This is a genomic window from Sphingomonas jaspsi DSM 18422, assembly GCF_000585415.1.
In the GTDB taxonomy this organism is placed as follows: Bacteria; Pseudomonadota; Alphaproteobacteria; order Sphingomonadales; family Sphingomonadaceae; genus Sphingomicrobium; species Sphingomicrobium jaspsi.
In genome coordinates, this window is record NZ_KK073876.1 from 12810 (window position 1) to 28443 (window position 15634).

Below are 15634 nucleotides of genomic sequence, written 5' to 3' on the forward strand. Positions count from 1 at the left end.
CCGGTTCTCCAGCCGCCCGTCGTTCAGCCGCCGCTGCCCAACCAGGGCCCGGTGGCGATCCCGCAGCCGCAGCAGCCCCCGGTACGGACCCCGGTTCTCCAGCCGCCCGTCTTTCAGCCGCCGCTAAGACCGCGGCCGCCTCAGATCCGCGATCCGCACGACAAACTCGAGGTCGTCACAGTCCCGAGCAGACCAAACGATCGTCCGCTTATATCTTCCTACCTCGGCCGCGTGCCATCTGACGTCGTGGAAATCGATTCGTCTGAAGTCGATCGGCAATGCATGAACAGTGGGTTTGGGAGGCGCTATCAGTTGAGTCCCGATGGCAAGCTTTGGGCGAAGGGACTTGCGCCAGTGGTACGCTCTCCAGACAAGATTGCTCGCGATGTGCCTGCCGCGACTAATCGCTCCGCCGAATGCACCATCGCTCGCCAAAGAAGGTGGAAAGCCCGTTGACGCGGCCGCCGTGCGATGTCTCGATTTGCATAATCACAGTCTGGATTTGCCGATGGTCTCAAATCACAATTGATCCCAATATAGAACTTCCAGCCATCGTCGCGCGGAGGATTTCATGTCAGGCAAGCTTCTTTTCATCACAGCCGTCGCCGCATTAGCGGCGGCACCGGGATCGGCGAAACTGCCAATGCTCAACGCGACGTGCCCCGGCGGTAAGGAAATCCACGCCGACGCTGGGGGCCCCGTTTTCATCAACGGCAAGCGAGCAGCATTGAAGCGGATTAACAACAATTTCTACGAAGCCACTGGGCAGGGAATTAAGCTGTCGATCAGCGTCAATCCAGACGGAAGCGCTACGGTCTCCTGGACCGGACGTAATCGCGCTAACGGCATGTGCTCGGTCAAGGGCGCCTAAGCTCCTGCCGTTCGGACGGCGAGCACGCCGATCAAGTTCATCCGGTTTGAAATAATTGCATGAGCGCAATTAAGGTCCGCTTTGGGACGTTTCCGACGTTCGCAGCGATCCTGAACGAATGGCCGGTTTCGGGTTGCGCGAGACTCGCCCGTATCGGCCGCGATGGGCGCTTAGCGGACCGTCACCCGCGTACCGACCACCATTCCGGCCAATCGACCGTGTTGGGTTTATGCGTCGCAGCCCACACTTCGCGCTGCTCATGGATCATAAGCTGACGATCTCCCAACCGCTTGAGAGCGGCCTCCACAAGCCACCCCTTCAGCCGATATTCGGCATTGTCCGTATATTTGCGCAGTTTCACCGCCATCCCGAGCGCATCGAGCGAGCAACCCACCGAGCCGGGGCTGACCGACCTCCAGACAATCTTCGTGATCGTATCGGTCTCTTCCTGCCTGCCGCGCTTTGCCGTATCCAGCGCGGCCAGCGACGCTCGTGCCGCCGCCTGATCACCCTCCAGACCCTTCTTGGTCAGGTGGAGAAGGAACGCCTCTGCCGCCGTAATCCGTCGCTCCCGACCGTCTTCACGGATGGTCACCATTTGACCGAGCACATGGTCGTACGGCAGCTCCTTTCTGCGCGCCTTGGGTCTGCCTCTGGCATTGCCACTCACGCCTTTCCTGAACCGGGTCGAGCGCGGCGGATTGCGATAGCCGACCGCCGCCGGACCATCTTCCTGTTCGGGATCAGCCATGGATCGCTCTCCTTGGCCACTTCAGCTTCTCGGGTTCCAGCGTGTTGCGCTTGATGTCCTCGGCTTGCCTGCCGGTCAGCGTACGTCGCCCTGGTCGGCTTAGTCCGGCCTGTGCCGCCCAGGTCGCAAGCTTCATCCGCACAGGTGCTGTCAGACTAACTCGCACTATTCTCCGATTGGATGCAGCTCGGCCTTTGAGGCGAGCGCCTAGCTCATGAGCTGCTGCCACTCGGCCAGGGCGGCCGAGCGGCGATGCTTGTAGGTCTGTCGGTCGATGAGGTGTCGTTCGGTGTTGAAGTGGTTGTGGACATTGGCATGAACCGAGGCGAACTTCTGTAAGGTCTTCATTCGTCGGAACCGCAGCATCGATCGCTCCCGTCGTCGGAACGAGAGGTGGCTGTTCTCCACCCGGTTGTTCGCCCAGCGTTCGACCTCCTGCCTGTCGGCATTCCCGAGCTCGCTCATCGCTGCCTTGTAGGAACGCAGGCCATCGGTGGTTACCGCTTCCGGCCGCCCGTATCGTTTCATCGCTTTCTTCATGAAGGTCATCGCCGCGGCCTTGTCGCGGGTCCTGGTCAGATAGCTCTCGAGGATCTCACCCTCGTGATCGACGGCCCGCCATAGGTAGTGTATCTCGCCGTTGATCTTCACGTACATCTCGTCGAGGTGCCATCGCCACTGGCGGAAGCCGCGCATATGGCTCGCCCGCTGCCGGCGGATATCCGCGGCGAACATCGGGCCAAACCGGTTCCACCAGTAGCGCACGGTCTCGTAGCTGATGTCGATCCCGCGCTCAGCCAGCAGGTCCTCGACGTTGCGCAGGCTCAGCGGGTATTTGACGTACAGCATCACCGCCAGGCGGATCACCTCGGGCGAGGTCTTGAAGTAACGGAAGGGTGAAGCAGGAACGCGGGAACGGGGCATATCCCCTCTCCTAATCAGCCATTCTTACCGGTTGGTGCATTTGTTCTGACAGAGCCCTCTCGAGGATCTCACCCTCGTGATCGACGGCCCGCCAAAGCTAGTGCATCTCGCCGTTGATCTTCACGACCATCTCGTCGAGGTGCCAGCGCCACTGGCGCAAGCCGCGCATATGGCTCGCCCGCTGCCGGCGGATATCCGCGGCGATCATCGTGCCGAACCAGTTCCACCAATAGCGCATGGTCTCATGGGCAATGTCGATCACACGTTCGTGCAGCAGGTCTTCGACGTTCCTTAAGGACAGTGGGTATTTCACATACATCATCACCGCCAGGCGGATCACCTCCGGCGAGGTCTTGAAGTAGCGAAACGGCGAGGCAGGAACGCGGGAACGAGGCATGCCCCTTGCCCTACGCAGCGATCCTTACCAGACGGTACATTTGCTTTGACAGTGCCCTTTCGCAACACCAGCGAAACAATATCGCCAATTACGGGGATGACGCACCTGTCACCGTAATTCCACTTTGTTCTAGGCCGCTTCCAACGTCATATCACGACATACAATCGCAGCCTCGCAACCATCGCTGGGCTCGATGTAAGCAGCCATGAGAACCCCCTTCGAGATATCGCTCAAATATTGATTAAACGAATTCTCGCAAAGGTAACTTCCAGAATCACTTGAACTGCTTGCAAATTCAATAACCGACCGCAATTCATCAGAATCAAAGCCAGCTCCTTTGTATATAACCAGTCTTGAAACAATATTATCGAATTTAACATCGATAATTCTAAAGACCTTGCAATCAAAAAACTTTAGATCAAAAAATCGTCCGTCAGACGCCTTGAAAGAAAAAACAATAAGCGAAGGACTTTCGGAAATATCTACCTTCAGTAACAGGAAATCATGCAATGACGGAATTTCATCAGATTTTTTCATGGCAGCCTTCATAGGTATTTTGCTTAGGGGGCATTCGGCTTTCTAGGAGGCTTAGGCGGATCAATAGGTCGTCCTATAGGGTCACGGATTGGCCTGCCATCGGGGCCGCGAGTCCAACCATGCTCATGCGGAACTCCTTGACCGTGGTCGTGGTCAAAATCAACATCCCGGACGGGCTTCCCATCTGGACCATAGGTCCGCTCTTGCCCGCTTCCCGGATTCTTGTAGGTCGATCCTGGGTCACCCTCATTCGGGGTCTTACTAGGCCGCTGGCCTGCAGGATTTGAACCTGGCTGTTGAGGTTTCGGAGTAGCTGGTTTGAGGGCATCACGGATTGCCCTCAATGCAGGACCGACAAGGCGGCAACCAAATACACAACTCACTACCGCACCTGTGGTAAGCACAGCAGCCTTACGCGCAGCGGGGTCTCCAGGGTGTTCTCGCTCATCCGCCTCGATACCAGCCAATCCTTGCAAACTGACCTGAGCTGACTCAAGTCCCGTCGGGTCGGCCCTATCCACCGGATCGTTTGCGACGTAAGCATACAGGTTGACTTGATCCTCATACCCTATCGGATCGGTCTGCAGGAACCGACCTAGCGTCGGTGAGTAGATGCGGGCCTTGTAGTGGTACATGCCGAGTTCGGGCAGCCAGGCCTGGCCGGTGTACTGGAACCGGCCCTGGTTGGACGCGCCGGGGATGCCGTACTCGTCATAGCTGTTGATGGCCCGGCTGGTGCCATTGTCGTAGATCATGCCGACGATGCTGCCTCGCTCGTCGGTCATCAGGTATGTGCGGTTGGCCGCGCCGATCGCGGCGCCGTCATACTGCACCATCGGATCGTCGGCATTGTCGGAGTGGACGTAGCGACGCGCCATCGTGCCCGCCGCGTCATATTCGGCGACCAGCTCGTCGCCGTCGTAGAGGAACCGCGTGTCGGTGGTGGGCCCGGTCACTCTCGACAGCCGGCCCATCGGGTCCCAGGTGAGCCCTGCGGTCTTGGCCCCGCTCGCGCCCACCAGCCTGTTCTCGATGTCGTAGACGAACGTACTGCTACCATCGGTAATCCCTGTTTTGGGGCCGAATTTGACGAAAATTCCCTGTTTGCAGGGAAAGGGTACCGAGTGCATCGCCTGCAGAGAATGGGCTCGGGCGCGGTCGGCAAATTGGCCCTGAATTCTCCAGATACTGATGGGCGCAATGACCGAAAGGCCGAAATTCGTCCCTGTTTGCGGGGGGTTGGGTGGGCAGCTTCCGGCCGGAGAATAGTGCGGGAACTGCGTGGCGGAGAGGGTGGGATTCGAACCCACGGTACCGTTGCCGGCACGCCGCATTTCGAGTGCGGTGCTTTCGACCTCTCAGCCACCTCTCCGCAAGAGTGAAGGACGCTGGTCCGGCGGAGCGCCGGGAAGGTCGGGGGCGGCCTCTAGCAGCGCCGCGCGAGGATGCAAAGAGATTCTGCAACGCGCGGCCCCCAATTGCGTTGAGCGGGTCATGAAGGCCATCGTCATCGGCGCCTCGGGCGGCATCGGCAGCGCGCTGGCCGACGCGCTGGAGGCGCGTGGCACATCGGTCGTCCGTCTCTCGCGGTCCAGCGAACCGAGGCTCGACCTTGACGATGAGGCCGGCATCGCGTCGGCGACCGCCCATCTCGCATCGCACGGACCCTTCGACCTCGTCCTGATCGCCACGGGCCTGCTTCACGGCGGCGGCGTCGAGCCCGAAAAGAGCCTGCGCGCGATCCGCGGCGATACGCTCGACCGCTATTTCCGGGTCAATGCCACCGGACCCGCACTTCTCTTCCGTCACTTCCTGCCCCTGCTGCGCCGCGACGGGCGATCGGTGATGGCTGCGCTGTCGGCGCGGGTCGGATCGATCGAAGACAACCGGTTGGGCGGCTGGGTCGGCTATCGCGCGTCGAAGGCGGCGCTGAACCAGGTCATCCGGACCTTGTCGATCGAACTGGCGCGCACAATGCCCGATGCCATTCTGGTCGGCCTGCATCCGGGCACGGTCGACACAGCGCTCAGCCAACCGTTCCAGCGCAATGTCGCGCCCGGGAAGCTGTTCACGCCGGCGCGCAGCGCCGAAGCGCTGCTGGGCGTCATCGACGGTTTGAGCGTTGCCGACAGCGGGCAGGTTTTCGACTGGAAGGGGGAGCGAATCCCGGCTTGAAGCGCTTGCGTGTTGTCGCCAGCCTATTACATTGGAACCCATGAAGATCGTCGAAGTGTCCAAGTCCGTCACCTCCCTGCCCCCGCGCGCCGCCCTCGCCATGCCGCTGGCCCGCTACGGGATCGGCGATGTGGTGCGTCACCGGCTGCTCGACTTTCGCGGCGTGATCTTCGACGTCGATCCTGAATTCGCCAACAGCGACGAATGGTATGAGGCGATCCCGGCCGACATGCGCCCGGCCAAGGACCAGCCCTTCTACCACCTGCTCGCCGAAAATTCGGACAGCAGCTACGTCGCCTACGTCAGCCAGCAGAATCTGGTGCTCGACGAGGAAGGCGAGCCGGTCGACCATCCCGCCATCGGCACCATGTTCGACGGCTTCGATGGCGAACGCTACACGCTGAAGCGCGAGCACCGCCACTAAGTCGGCATTTTTCCGCCACTGGCGGTTGACAGAATCACCCCCCTCCCATAGGCGACCTCATTCCCGCGCGAGGCTAAGACGCCACGCGGCGTTAACACTTGCGCGGATAAAAGAGATTCTGACGAAAGAAGATTAGGCCCATGTTCGCTATCGTGCGCACGGGCGGCAAGCAGTATCGCGTTGCCCCCGGAGACAAGATCGTCGTTGAAAAGCTGGCTGGTGAAGCCGGCGACAGCATCGACCTCACTGACATCCTGCTGGCCGGCGAAGGCTCGAGCCTTCAGTCGACCGCGGGCCTGATCGTCGGCGCCAAGATCGTCGCCCAGGCGAAGGGCGAAAAGGTCACCGTCTTCAAGAAGCGTCGCCGCCACAACTATCGCCGCAAGGCGGGTCACCGCCAACAGCACACGATCCTCGAGATCGTGAGCATCGGCGGCAAGAAGGCCGAGAAGAAGGCCGCTCCGGCCAAGGCTGAAAAGGCTGACGCTGCGCCTGCGAAGGAAGCGGCTCCGAAGAAGGAAGCCGCGCCCAAGGCGGAAAAGTCGACAAAGGATGCTGCACCTGCTAAGGCCGCGGCGAAGAAGGCGGCTCCGAAGGTCGCCGCCAAGAAGAAGTAAGAGCTAGAAAATGGCACATAAGAAAGCTGGCGGCTCGTCGCGTAACGGCCGCGATTCGGAATCGAAGCGCCTTGGCGTGAAAAAGTTCGGCGGCGAAGTCGTTCGCGGCGGAAACATCATCGTGCGTCAGCGCGGCACGCGCTGGTACCCGGGGACGAACGTCGGCCTGGGCAAGGATCATACCCTTTTTGCGCTTACGGACGGTCGCGTCTGTTTCCGCGACGGCAAGCTTGGTCGCAAATACGTGCACGTAGACGCGATTATGCCGGAGGCGGCGGAATAAGCGGGATCGGTCGATAAAGGGCCGCTCCCGGGAGGGGGCAGCCCAGATCGAGACTCGAAAAAGGTCTCGAAAAGGGAGAAGAGGGAAGCCCCCTCTCCTCCCTTTTCTTTTGTCCCGGGCGGACGAAGCGAAAGTCGAGGCGTCAAAATCTTCTCCCGAAACTGAAACATGGGGCTCCTACCGGCCGCCCCGAAGGAGAAGGACGTACATGATGTTCGCTCGCACCGAACGCTTGCTGTTGAGACCCGGCTGGGGCGAAGACGCCCACCAGCTGGCCCGCGCCATCGCCGACGAACAGATCGTCCGCAACCTGGCGACGGCGCCCTGGCCCTACGCGCTGCAGGATGCCGAAGCCTTCCTCGCCACCCCGCGCGACCCGGCGATGCCCAGCTTCCTGATCACCGAACGCACCGACGCCGCGCCGCGCCTGATCGGCGCCTGCGGCCTGTCGCGCCGCCCGTCGGGCGCCGTCGAACTCGGCTATTGGATCGCCCGCCCCTTCTGGAACCAGGGTTTCGCGACCGAAGCCGGCCGCGCGCTGGTCGAAATCGCCTGCACGCTCAAGCTGCCGCGCCTCGAAGCGTCGCACTTCGTCGACAATCCGGCGTCGGGCCGCGTGCTCGAAAAGCTCGGCTTCATCGCGACCGGCATGATGGCCCCGCGCCGTAGCTGCGCGCGCGCCGAGGAAGCGATGACGCGGATCTACCGCCTGTCGCTCACCAACCGCGACTGCTGCGACCCGCAGCCGCTGGCGGCTTAAGCGGCCTTCTGGGCGCGCCGGACCTGGCGAGAGGTATCCGGCGCGTCCTGCACACCCGCATCATAGGCGGCGATCAGGTGGCGATCGTCGTCGTTCCACGGGTGGAAACCCGGCAGGAAGAAACTCAGCCACGCCCCGCCGATCTTGCGCATCATGCCCGGCTTCACCCACATGAACCACAACAGCCGCGCGACCGCCTTCGGGCCGGTGATGCCGTCCTGGCGCAGCAGGTCGAGTGCACCGGCGGTGCGGTCGATTACGAAGTTGCGCGTGATCAGCAGCATCACGCGCGCCTTCACCGACCAGCGCTTCCAGCGGGTCCAGTCCTTGGTCGCATGCATCCAGGTGTCATAGGCGACGCCCTTGTGCTCGATCTCTTCGGTCGCGTGCCAGCGCCACAGGTCGGCGGTGGCCTCGTCCGCTCCCGCGAGATGGCGCGGATCGGCCAGCAATTCATGCGCCAGGATGGCGGTGAAATGTTCCAGGCACATGGTCGCGGCCAGGCTGACGATCTTCGGCTTCTTCTTGGTCAGCGCCAGGCGATCCTTCACCTTCTGCTCGATCGCGCTGAGGTCGTAGCCGGCGTCGGTGGCGCGGCGGTTGAAGGCCAGATGCTCGCGGCTGTGCACCACTTCCTGCGTGGTGAAGTTCCGAATGTCCTCGGCCAGCCGCTCGTCGACCCCGTCCCGGAACGCGCGCACGCTGTCGATGAAAAAGGCCTCGCCCACCGGGAAGATCGACGACAGGGCGTTATAAAGCGCCGTCGCAACCGGGTCGCCGCCATGCCACCAGCGCGGCGTCTGCTCGTCACGGCCGAAACGGCGATCGCGCGGGACGATGGTCAGGTCGGCAGGGGTAACGCTTGCAACGGACACGGGACACCTCCAAAGGCTGGTCGAGCCAACATCGTGATAACTGACAATTATGTCAATAACATTGCCAGTCCGTAAACGCCTTTCACCGCAGGAAAGCCGCGCTCAGGCGCTTTCCGCCGCGCGCGACCTGCTGCGCGAGGAAGGGGTGCAGGCGATCACGCTGAAGGCGGTGGCCGGTCGAATCGGGCGCACCCACGCCAATCTGCTCCACCATTTCGGGTCGGTCGCCGACCTTCACCGCGCGCTGGCCGACCAGATCGCGCATGAAGTCGCGACCCAGATCACCAGCTCGATCGGTCAGATGCGCCGCGGCGAAAAGCGCATGCGCGACGTCGTCGAAGGCATGTTCGACGCCTTTATCGAGCAGCGGGTTGGCGAGCTCATTGCCTGGGTCGTCCTGACCCGCCAGCGCGAATCGCTGGCCCCCATCATGGACGCCATCGCCGAGGTGATCCGCGATATCCGCTCGCCCGACGACGCGCGCCCGCTCGACCAGGCGACGCTCGGCCTCGTCCTGTTCGCGATCGGCGACAGCCTGGCCGGGGTCGAAGTTGCCGAAGCCTGCGGCCTCCCACGCTCCGCCGCGCGCGACATGGCGACCGAACAGGTGCTGGCGGTGCTGGCCGGCAAAAAGGTGGTCGGTCAGGCCTGATCACGCCAGCGCTGCCCTTTTGCCACATTTGTCGCTAAGGGCCGCCACATGCATTTTCTGGATCAGGCCAAGATTTTCATCCGTTCGGGTGCCGGCGGCCCCGGCGCGGTGAGTTTCCGCCGTGAAAAATATATCGAATATGGCGGGCCCGACGGCGGCGACGGCGGCAAGGGCGCGGACATCATTTTCGAGGCCGTCCCCGGCCTCAACACGCTCATCGACTTTCGCTACACCCAGCATTTCCGCGCCCCGCGCGGCAAGGGCGGGTCGGGCAGCAACATGACCGGGGCGGGCGGCAAGGACCTTGTCATCAAGGTCCCGGTCGGCACGCAGATCCTCGCCGACGACGAGGACCGCACCCTCCTCGCCGACCTCACCGAAGTCGGCCAGCGCATCGTCTTTCTGAAGGGCGGCGACGGCGGCAAGGGCAACGCCAGCTTCAAAAGTTCGACCAACCGCGCCCCGCGCAAGCACGGCCCGGGCTGGCCGGGCGAGGAAATGTATGTCTGGCTGCGGCTGAAACTGCTCGCCGACGTCGGGCTTGTCGGGCTGCCCAACGCGGGCAAATCGACCTTCATCAACGCCGTCAGCAACGCCAAGGCCAAGGTCGGCGCTTACGCCTTCACCACGCTACGGCCCCAGCTGGGAGTCGTCAGCCATCGCGGCCGCGAATTCGTCGTCGCCGACATTCCCGGCCTGATCGAAGGCGCGGCGGAAGGTGCCGGCATCGGCGACCGCTTCCTCGGTCATATCGAACGCTGCCAGGTGCTGCTCCACCTCGTCGACGCCAATGACGAGGATGTGGCGACCAGCTACGACATCGTTCGCGGCGAACTCGACGCTTATGGCGCGGGCCTCGCCGACAAGCCGGTCGTGCTGGCGCTTAACAAGATCGACACGATGGACGACGAGCTGGTCGCCGCGCTGTCGAAGGAACTGGAAGACGCCAGCGGCCTGCCGGTCCTGGCGATCAGCGCGGCGGGCGAGATCGGCATCGAACCGGTGCTCGACGCGCTGATGGACAAGCTCCAGTCCCGCGATCACAGCGAGCCCGATCATATCGACGAGGACGAAAAGCCCTGGTCGCCGCTCTGACCATCGCGGTCACCGGCGCGACGGGCTTTGTCGGGCAGCGACTGCTCGATGCGGCCGTCGCATCGGGACATCACGTCCGCGCCCTCACCCGTCGCCCGCAAGCCGAGCGCGATGGCGTCACCTGGATCGAAGGCGCGCTCGACAGCACCGAGGCACTGCGCAAGCTGTGCGACGGCGCCGACGCCGTCATCCACGTCGCGGGCGTGATCAACGCGCCCGACGCGGCTGGGTTCGAGGCGGGCAACGTCACCGGCACGCTCGCCATGCTCGCTGCCGCGACCGCCAGCGGAGTGCACCGCTTCGTTCATGTCAGCTCGCTCGCCGCGCGAGAACCGTCGCTCTCGCACTACGGCGCGTCCAAGGCGCGCTCGGAGGAGCTGGTCGAAGGGTCGGGCCTCGACTGGGCCATCGTCCGCCCGCCCGCCGTCTATGGCCCGGGCGACAAGGAAACGCTGGAGCTATTCAAGATGGCGAGCGGCGGCGTGCTGATGATGCCGCCGGCCGGTCGTGCTTCCTATATCCATGTCGACGACCTCGCCCGCCTGCTCCTCGCGCTGGCCCGGCCGGATGCGCCCAAGGGCCTGACGATCGAACCCGATGACGGCCGCCCCGGCGGCTGGCGCCATGCCGATTTCGGCGCCGCGCTTGGCGCCGCGCTTGGCCGCAAAGTCCGCGTCCTTCATATGCCACGATGGATGCTGAAGGTCGGCGCCTGGGGAGACCGCCTCGCCAGGCGCGGCAACGCCAAGCTGACCCCCGATCGCGTCGCCTACTTCTGCCATCCCGACTGGTCGGTCGACCCGGCCCGCGCCGCGCCCGCGGACCTGTGGCGGCCTCAGGTCGTTACCGCCCAGGGCCTCGCCGATACCGCGCGCTGGTATCGCGACCACGATTGGCTCTAACCCGCCTTTCTTGCGCCCGATTTCGTTGCGAAAGGCCCATGGACACCATAAGGCGAACAACATGACCGACCGAGCAAGCACCGACGCAAAGATCAAGGAACTCATCGAGCCGTTCAACAAGAAGGGCGTCGAGGTCAGCGATGCGACCCGCTTCGCGCAGGACCTTGAATGGGACAGCCTGACCGTGCTCGACTTCGTCGCCAACATCGAAGACGAATTCGACATCCTCATCACCATGAACCAGCAGGCGGAAATCGAAAATGTCGGCCAGCTGGTCGATGCCGTGATGCAACTCAAGGGCGCGTAAGATGGGCGACCTGTTCGACAAGTTCCAGCCGCTGATCGACCAGCGCGAAACGCTGCTGTCGACCGGGGTCACCGACCCGTTCAATCTCGTCATGGAACGCGTCGTGTCGCCGACCGTCGCGATCTGCAACGGGCGCGAGACGATCCTGCTCGGCACCTATAATTATATGGGCATGACGTTCGATCCGGACGTCATCGCCGCGGGCAAGCAGGCGCTTGACGACTATGGCTCGGGCACCACCGGCAGCCGCGTCCTCAACGGCACCTATGCCGGGCACAAGGCGTGCGAACAGGCGCTCAAGGACTTTTACGCCATGGATCATGCCATGGTGTTCTCGACCGGCTACCAGGCCAATCTCGGCATCATTTCGACCATCGCCGGCAAAGAGGATTACATCATCCTCGACATCGACAGCCATGCGTCGATCTATGACGGCTGCGCGATGGGCAACGCCAACATCGTGCCCTTCCGCCACAATGACATCGAAGCCCTCGAAAAGCGGTTGCAGCGCCTGCCCGAAGGCGCAGGCAAGCTGGTCGTGCTCGAAGGCGTCTATTCGATGCTCGGCGACATCGCCCCGCTCGACAAGATGGTGCCGCTGGCCAAGAAATATGGCGCGATGGTGCTGGTCGACGAAGCCCATTCGATGGGCTTCATCGGCGAACATGGCCGCGGCGTCGCCGAAGCGCAGGGTGTGATCGACCAGGTCGACTTCATCATCGGGACTTTCTCCAAGTCGGTCGGCACGGTCGGCGGCTTCTGCGTGTCGAACCACCCCAAGTTCGAAATCATGCGGCTGGTGTGCCGTCCCTATGTCTTCACCGCGTCGCTTCCGCCGAGCGTCGTCGCCACCGCTGCGACCTCGATCAGGAAGCTGGTGCACGGGTCGAACAAGCGCGCCCACCTGTGGGAGAATTCGAAGAAGCTCCACGCTGGTTTGAAAGCGCTCGGCTTCACGCTCGGTACCGACGAGCCGCAGTCGGCGATCCTCGCGGTGATCATGCCCGACCTCGAACGCGGCGCGGCGATGTGGGAAGCGCTTCTCCACGAAGGGCTCTACGTCAATCTCGCCCGCCCCCCGGCGACGCCAGCGGGCATGACCCTGCTGCGCTGCTCGCTGTGTGCGGAACATAGCAGCGAACAGGTCGACCAGATCATCGGCATGTTCGCGGCGGCAGGGCGAGCCACCGGCTGCATCGACTGAGTTTTTAAGGGTTCCGCTTGCCGAATCGGGGGATTACAACGGCAGCATGACGGCGGGGGAAGAACAGCGGCTCGATTGGCGCCGCGGCGGCGCGGCGGCGGTGGCGCTCGTCGCCACGCTGGTCCTGCTTGGCATGGTCGTGCTGGTGGCGTTGACCAGCAACGCCCGCGACGAAGCGCTCGAAACCGAGCGTCATGCCTATGACGTCACGCTCCTCACCCGCACCCTCGACGGCAGCATCGCCCGCGCCGAAGCGGCGGTCGGCCAGTTCGCCCTCGACGAGGATGTCGCTGGCAGCGGCAGTCGCTATTACGCCTCCTGGCGACTTGCGGGGCAGCAGGTGGCCGAACTCGACCGCCTCCTCGCCCAGGATCCCGAACAAAGCCGCCGTGTCGATGAGCTGAAGGTCCTGATCGACCGCCGCGGCGAACAATTTGCGCAGGTCGCCCGCTTCGTGAACGGCCGGCAGAAGGATTATGGCCTGCGCCAGTGGTACTATATTTCCACCCAGGCCGACCTCGGCAAGGACGTCCGCGCCAAGCTCGCGGAAATCGCCGATGCCGAGCGCTCTTCGCTCGCGTCGAAAATGCAACAAACGCAGCTTTTCTCGGCCGAGGCGGACCGGCTGACCGATTACCTCAGCTGGCTGGGCATGACCGTCGGCGTCATTGCCATTTTCATGGGCCTGGTTGCTTTCCAGGCGCTGCGCCAGAACGCCGCTGCCAAGAAGGTCGCCGAAAGCGAAACAGAACGCGCCGCCGCGCTGCAGGCCGCGGTCGCCGAGCGGACCAAGGAACTGCGCCTCGCCAACGAAGCGCTGAAGGCCGAAGCGGTCGAGCGCCAGGCGGCCGAGGCCCAGCTGCGCCAGGTGCAGAAGATGGAGGCCGTCGGCCAGCTGACCGGCGGCATCGCGCACGACTTCAACAACATGCTGGCGGTCGTCGTCGGCGGCATCGATTTGGCCCGCCGCCGCCTCAACGGCCCGCGCCGCGAAGTCATGGCGCACCTCACCAATGCGATGGAAGGCGCGACCCGCGCCGCCGCGCTGACCCGCCGCCTGCTCAGCTTCGCCCGGTCCGAGCCGCTGATGCCCGAACGGGTGGAAAGCGACCGGCTGCTTGAAGGGATGCGCGACCTGCTGGACCGGACGCTGGGCGAACGCATCACCATCCGCACCGATTTGGTCGATGAAGCCTGGCCGGTGTTCGTCGACGCGCACCAGCTCGAAAACGCGATCCTCAACTTGGCCGTCAACGCCCGCGACGCGATGGATGGGCAGGGCACGCTGACCATTCGCACCCGCAACGTCACGCTTCCCGCCAATGCGGTCGGCGACATCCAGGCCGGCGATTATCTGGCGATCGACGTCGTCGACACCGGCTGCGGCATGAGCCCGCAGGTGATGGAACGCGCGTTCGAACCCTTTTTCACCACCAAGGAAGTCGGCAAGGGCACCGGCCTTGGCCTGTCGCAGATCTTCGGCTTCGCGCACCAGTCGGGCGGCGAAGTCGGGATCGAAAGCGCGGTCGGCAAGGGTACCACCGTGACGCTGCTGCTGCCGCGTACCAGCGCCATCGCCCCGGCCAGCAATGTCCGCCAGCTGCAGACCAGCCAGCGGCCGGAGGACGACATCACGGTCCAGGGTGCCCGCATCCTGCTGGTCGAGGACGATCCGCGCGTGCGCACCGCGACCATCGGCGCGCTGGAGGATTTGGGTTACGAGCCGATCGCCTGCTCGAGCGGGGCCGAGGCACTGGCTTTGTTCGACAGCATGGAATTCGACCTCGTCATCTCGGACGTCATCATGCCCGAAATGACCGGCCCGGAGATGATCCGCATCGTCAAGGCCCGCCGCCCTGACGTCGGCGTTCTGTTCGTCACCGGCTATGTCGGCGACGGCGAGGGCGATGACCTCAAGGGCTACGACCTGCTGCGCAAACCCTTCACCGTCGGCACGCTGGCCACCGCCGTCGCCAATGCGCTGACCGGCCGCCCTAGCGGATCGCCCCCGATTTCAGGAGCTGCGGCAGCAGGCTGATCGCGGTCAGCAGCGGGTGGCGCTTTTGCCATTCGCTCAGCTGGATGTCGGTGCCGGCATGGCGATTGATCTTCCACGCGATATATTCGGCGCCGCCGGCATAGGTTGCGCTCGCCTTGGCCAGCCTGGCGACGCTCAACAGCTTTCCTTCGATCCGCCTGCGGCCCCAGCCGCCCGCCATCGCACCCGGTTCGATCGCAGCGATCGCGGGCTCTGAAAAGCGCTGGTAGCGCTGCGCATCGGCATCGACCACGGACCCGGCGCGGCCCTTGCGCTCGGCCCGTAGCTCTACCGAATAGGTCAGCGCGAAGGCACGGCGCCACCAGTCCAAAGGCGCTTCGCCCTCGATCCGTCCCGCCGCCGCCAGCAGCGTCGGGGCGGCGCGCGACACGGCGGTAACGGCCCGGTCGGCGGCGTCCCGCCCGCTCGACCACACCAGCCGCGACGGCTGGGCGAAGCGCGCCCATACCGAAACGTTGCGCGTCTCGGGCCCATTGAGGCGGTGGAAGTCTGCCTCGCTCAACACCGCATATTTGGCCATCAGCCCGTCATGCTGGAACGGGAAGACGTTAGGCGGGATCAGCGAATTGGCGCCTGCCAGCCAGCGCTTGCCATAGGCCGCGCGATAGTCGCTGACGATCAGGTAGAAATCGAGCATCAGCCCGTCGAGCTGGCTCTCGCGCAGGCAGCTGCCGTAGAACAGGACGGCGCGCGATGCCGCGCCATATTCGGCGGCGATGTCGGCGGCCATGGCCGCCACGCGCGGGTCGACCGGCTGCGTCAGCTCCTCTTCGACGAGGTCGCGGATCGTGTCGGCCATGA

General features: G+C 63.8%; 18 protein-coding genes, 1 tRNA gene and 1 pseudogene. 12 read left to right on the plus strand and 8 right to left on the minus strand.

Going from position 1 to position 15634, the window contains the following annotated elements:
* Positions 1-571: 571 nt before the first annotated feature.
* Positions 572-871, plus strand: a complete 300-nt coding sequence (locus G570_RS00075) for a hypothetical protein (RefSeq protein ID WP_037497811.1) — start codon at positions 572-574, stop codon at positions 869-871.
* Between the two features lie 181 nt (positions 872-1052).
* On the opposite strand, the gene G570_RS00080 is transcribed toward G570_RS00075, so the two are convergent.
* The 6 genes and pseudogenes from G570_RS00080 to G570_RS00100 all read right to left on the minus strand — a co-directional run bounded on the left by G570_RS00080 (position 1053) and on the right by G570_RS00100 (position 4852).
* Positions 1053-1622 (minus strand): DUF5681 domain-containing protein, encoded by a 570-nt coding sequence (locus tag G570_RS00080; protein ID WP_037497814.1) that lies wholly within the window; start codon positions 1620-1622, stop codon positions 1053-1055.
* A 207-nt stretch (positions 1623-1829) separates the two neighbouring features.
* A complete protein-coding gene (locus G570_RS00085) occupies positions 1830-2546 on the minus strand; it encodes an IS6 family transposase (RefSeq protein WP_037497816.1) in 717 nt (238 codons plus the stop codon).
* 100 nt (positions 2547-2646) lie between these two features.
* Positions 2647-2943 (minus strand): annotated as a pseudogene (locus tag G570_RS00090) (IS6 family transposase); the annotation flags it as partial.
* Positions 2944-3072: 129 nt separating this feature from the next.
* Entirely contained in the window at positions 3073-3492 is a 420-nt protein-coding gene (locus G570_RS13515) for a hypothetical protein (RefSeq protein WP_156930258.1), read from the minus strand.
* A gap of 11 nt (positions 3493-3503) precedes the next feature.
* Positions 3504-4610: an RHS repeat-associated core domain-containing protein gene (locus G570_RS00095; RefSeq protein WP_037497818.1), complete on the minus strand. Its 1107-nt coding sequence runs from the start codon at positions 4608-4610 to the stop codon at positions 3504-3506.
* A gap of 152 nt (positions 4611-4762) precedes the next feature.
* Positions 4763-4852 (minus strand) — tRNA-Ser (locus G570_RS00100).
* A 122-nt stretch (positions 4853-4974) separates the two neighbouring features.
* Between G570_RS00100 and G570_RS00105 the strand changes: the two genes are divergently transcribed.
* The 5 genes from G570_RS00105 (at position 4975) to G570_RS00125 (ending at position 7739) form a co-directional block, all read left to right on the plus strand.
* Positions 4975-5655 carry an SDR family NAD(P)-dependent oxidoreductase gene (locus G570_RS00105; protein ID WP_037497821.1) on the plus strand — a complete coding sequence of 227 codons (681 nt, stop codon included), beginning with the start codon at positions 4975-4977 and terminating at the stop codon, positions 5653-5655.
* 100 nt (positions 5656-5755) lie between these two features.
* Positions 5756-6079: a heat shock protein HspQ gene (hspQ, locus tag G570_RS00110; RefSeq protein ID WP_051504459.1), complete on the plus strand. Its 324-nt coding sequence runs from the start codon at positions 5756-5758 to the stop codon at positions 6077-6079.
* 140 nt (positions 6080-6219) lie between these two features.
* The gene (gene rplU, locus G570_RS00115; protein ID WP_037497823.1) at positions 6220-6696 is read left to right on the plus strand and encodes a 50S ribosomal protein L21; all 477 of its coding nucleotides are present in this window, start codon (positions 6220-6222) and stop codon (positions 6694-6696) included.
* A gap of 10 nt (positions 6697-6706) precedes the next feature.
* Positions 6707-6979, plus strand: a complete 273-nt coding sequence (rpmA, locus tag G570_RS00120) for a 50S ribosomal protein L27 (RefSeq protein WP_037497825.1) — start codon at positions 6707-6709, stop codon at positions 6977-6979.
* Positions 6980-7187: 208 nt separating this feature from the next.
* Positions 7188-7739: a GNAT family N-acetyltransferase gene (locus tag G570_RS00125; RefSeq protein WP_342665211.1), complete on the plus strand. Its 552-nt coding sequence runs from the start codon at positions 7188-7190 to the stop codon at positions 7737-7739.
* Here the strand turns inward: G570_RS00125 and G570_RS00130 are convergent.
* Positions 7736-8614, minus strand: a complete 879-nt coding sequence (locus tag G570_RS00130) for a metal-dependent hydrolase (protein ID WP_051503881.1) — start codon at positions 8612-8614, stop codon at positions 7736-7738. The genes G570_RS00125 and G570_RS00130 overlap by 4 nt on opposite strands.
* A gap of 61 nt (positions 8615-8675) precedes the next feature.
* Between G570_RS00130 and G570_RS00135 the strand changes: the two genes are divergently transcribed.
* The 6 genes from G570_RS00135 (at position 8676) to G570_RS00160 (ending at position 14812) form a co-directional block, all read left to right on the plus strand.
* Entirely contained in the window at positions 8676-9266 is a 591-nt protein-coding gene (locus G570_RS00135) for a TetR/AcrR family transcriptional regulator (RefSeq protein ID WP_245600227.1), read from the plus strand.
* A gap of 48 nt (positions 9267-9314) precedes the next feature.
* Positions 9315-10361 carry a GTPase ObgE gene (gene obgE / locus G570_RS00140; protein ID WP_037497829.1) on the plus strand — a complete coding sequence of 349 codons (1047 nt, stop codon included), beginning with the start codon at positions 9315-9317 and terminating at the stop codon, positions 10359-10361.
* Positions 10362-10402: 41 nt separating this feature from the next.
* Positions 10403-11263: an NAD-dependent epimerase/dehydratase family protein gene (locus G570_RS00145; protein ID WP_342665242.1), complete on the plus strand. Its 861-nt coding sequence runs from the start codon at positions 10403-10405 to the stop codon at positions 11261-11263.
* A gap of 61 nt (positions 11264-11324) precedes the next feature.
* A complete protein-coding gene (locus G570_RS00150) occupies positions 11325-11570 on the plus strand; it encodes an acyl carrier protein (RefSeq protein ID WP_037503175.1) in 246 nt (81 codons plus the stop codon).
* Between the two features lies 1 nt (position 11571).
* Entirely contained in the window at positions 11572-12774 is a 1203-nt protein-coding gene (gene spt / locus G570_RS00155) for a serine palmitoyltransferase (RefSeq protein WP_037497840.1), read from the plus strand.
* Positions 12775-12820: 46 nt separating this feature from the next.
* On the plus strand, positions 12821-14812 hold the full coding sequence (locus G570_RS00160) for an ATP-binding protein (RefSeq protein WP_037497842.1): 1992 nt from the start codon (positions 12821-12823) through the stop codon (positions 14810-14812).
* On the opposite strand, the gene G570_RS00165 is transcribed toward G570_RS00160, so the two are convergent.
* Positions 14769-15632: a hypothetical protein gene (locus tag G570_RS00165; protein ID WP_037497844.1), complete on the minus strand. Its 864-nt coding sequence runs from the start codon at positions 15630-15632 to the stop codon at positions 14769-14771. The genes G570_RS00160 and G570_RS00165 overlap by 44 nt on opposite strands.
* Positions 15633-15634 lie beyond the last annotated feature (2 nt).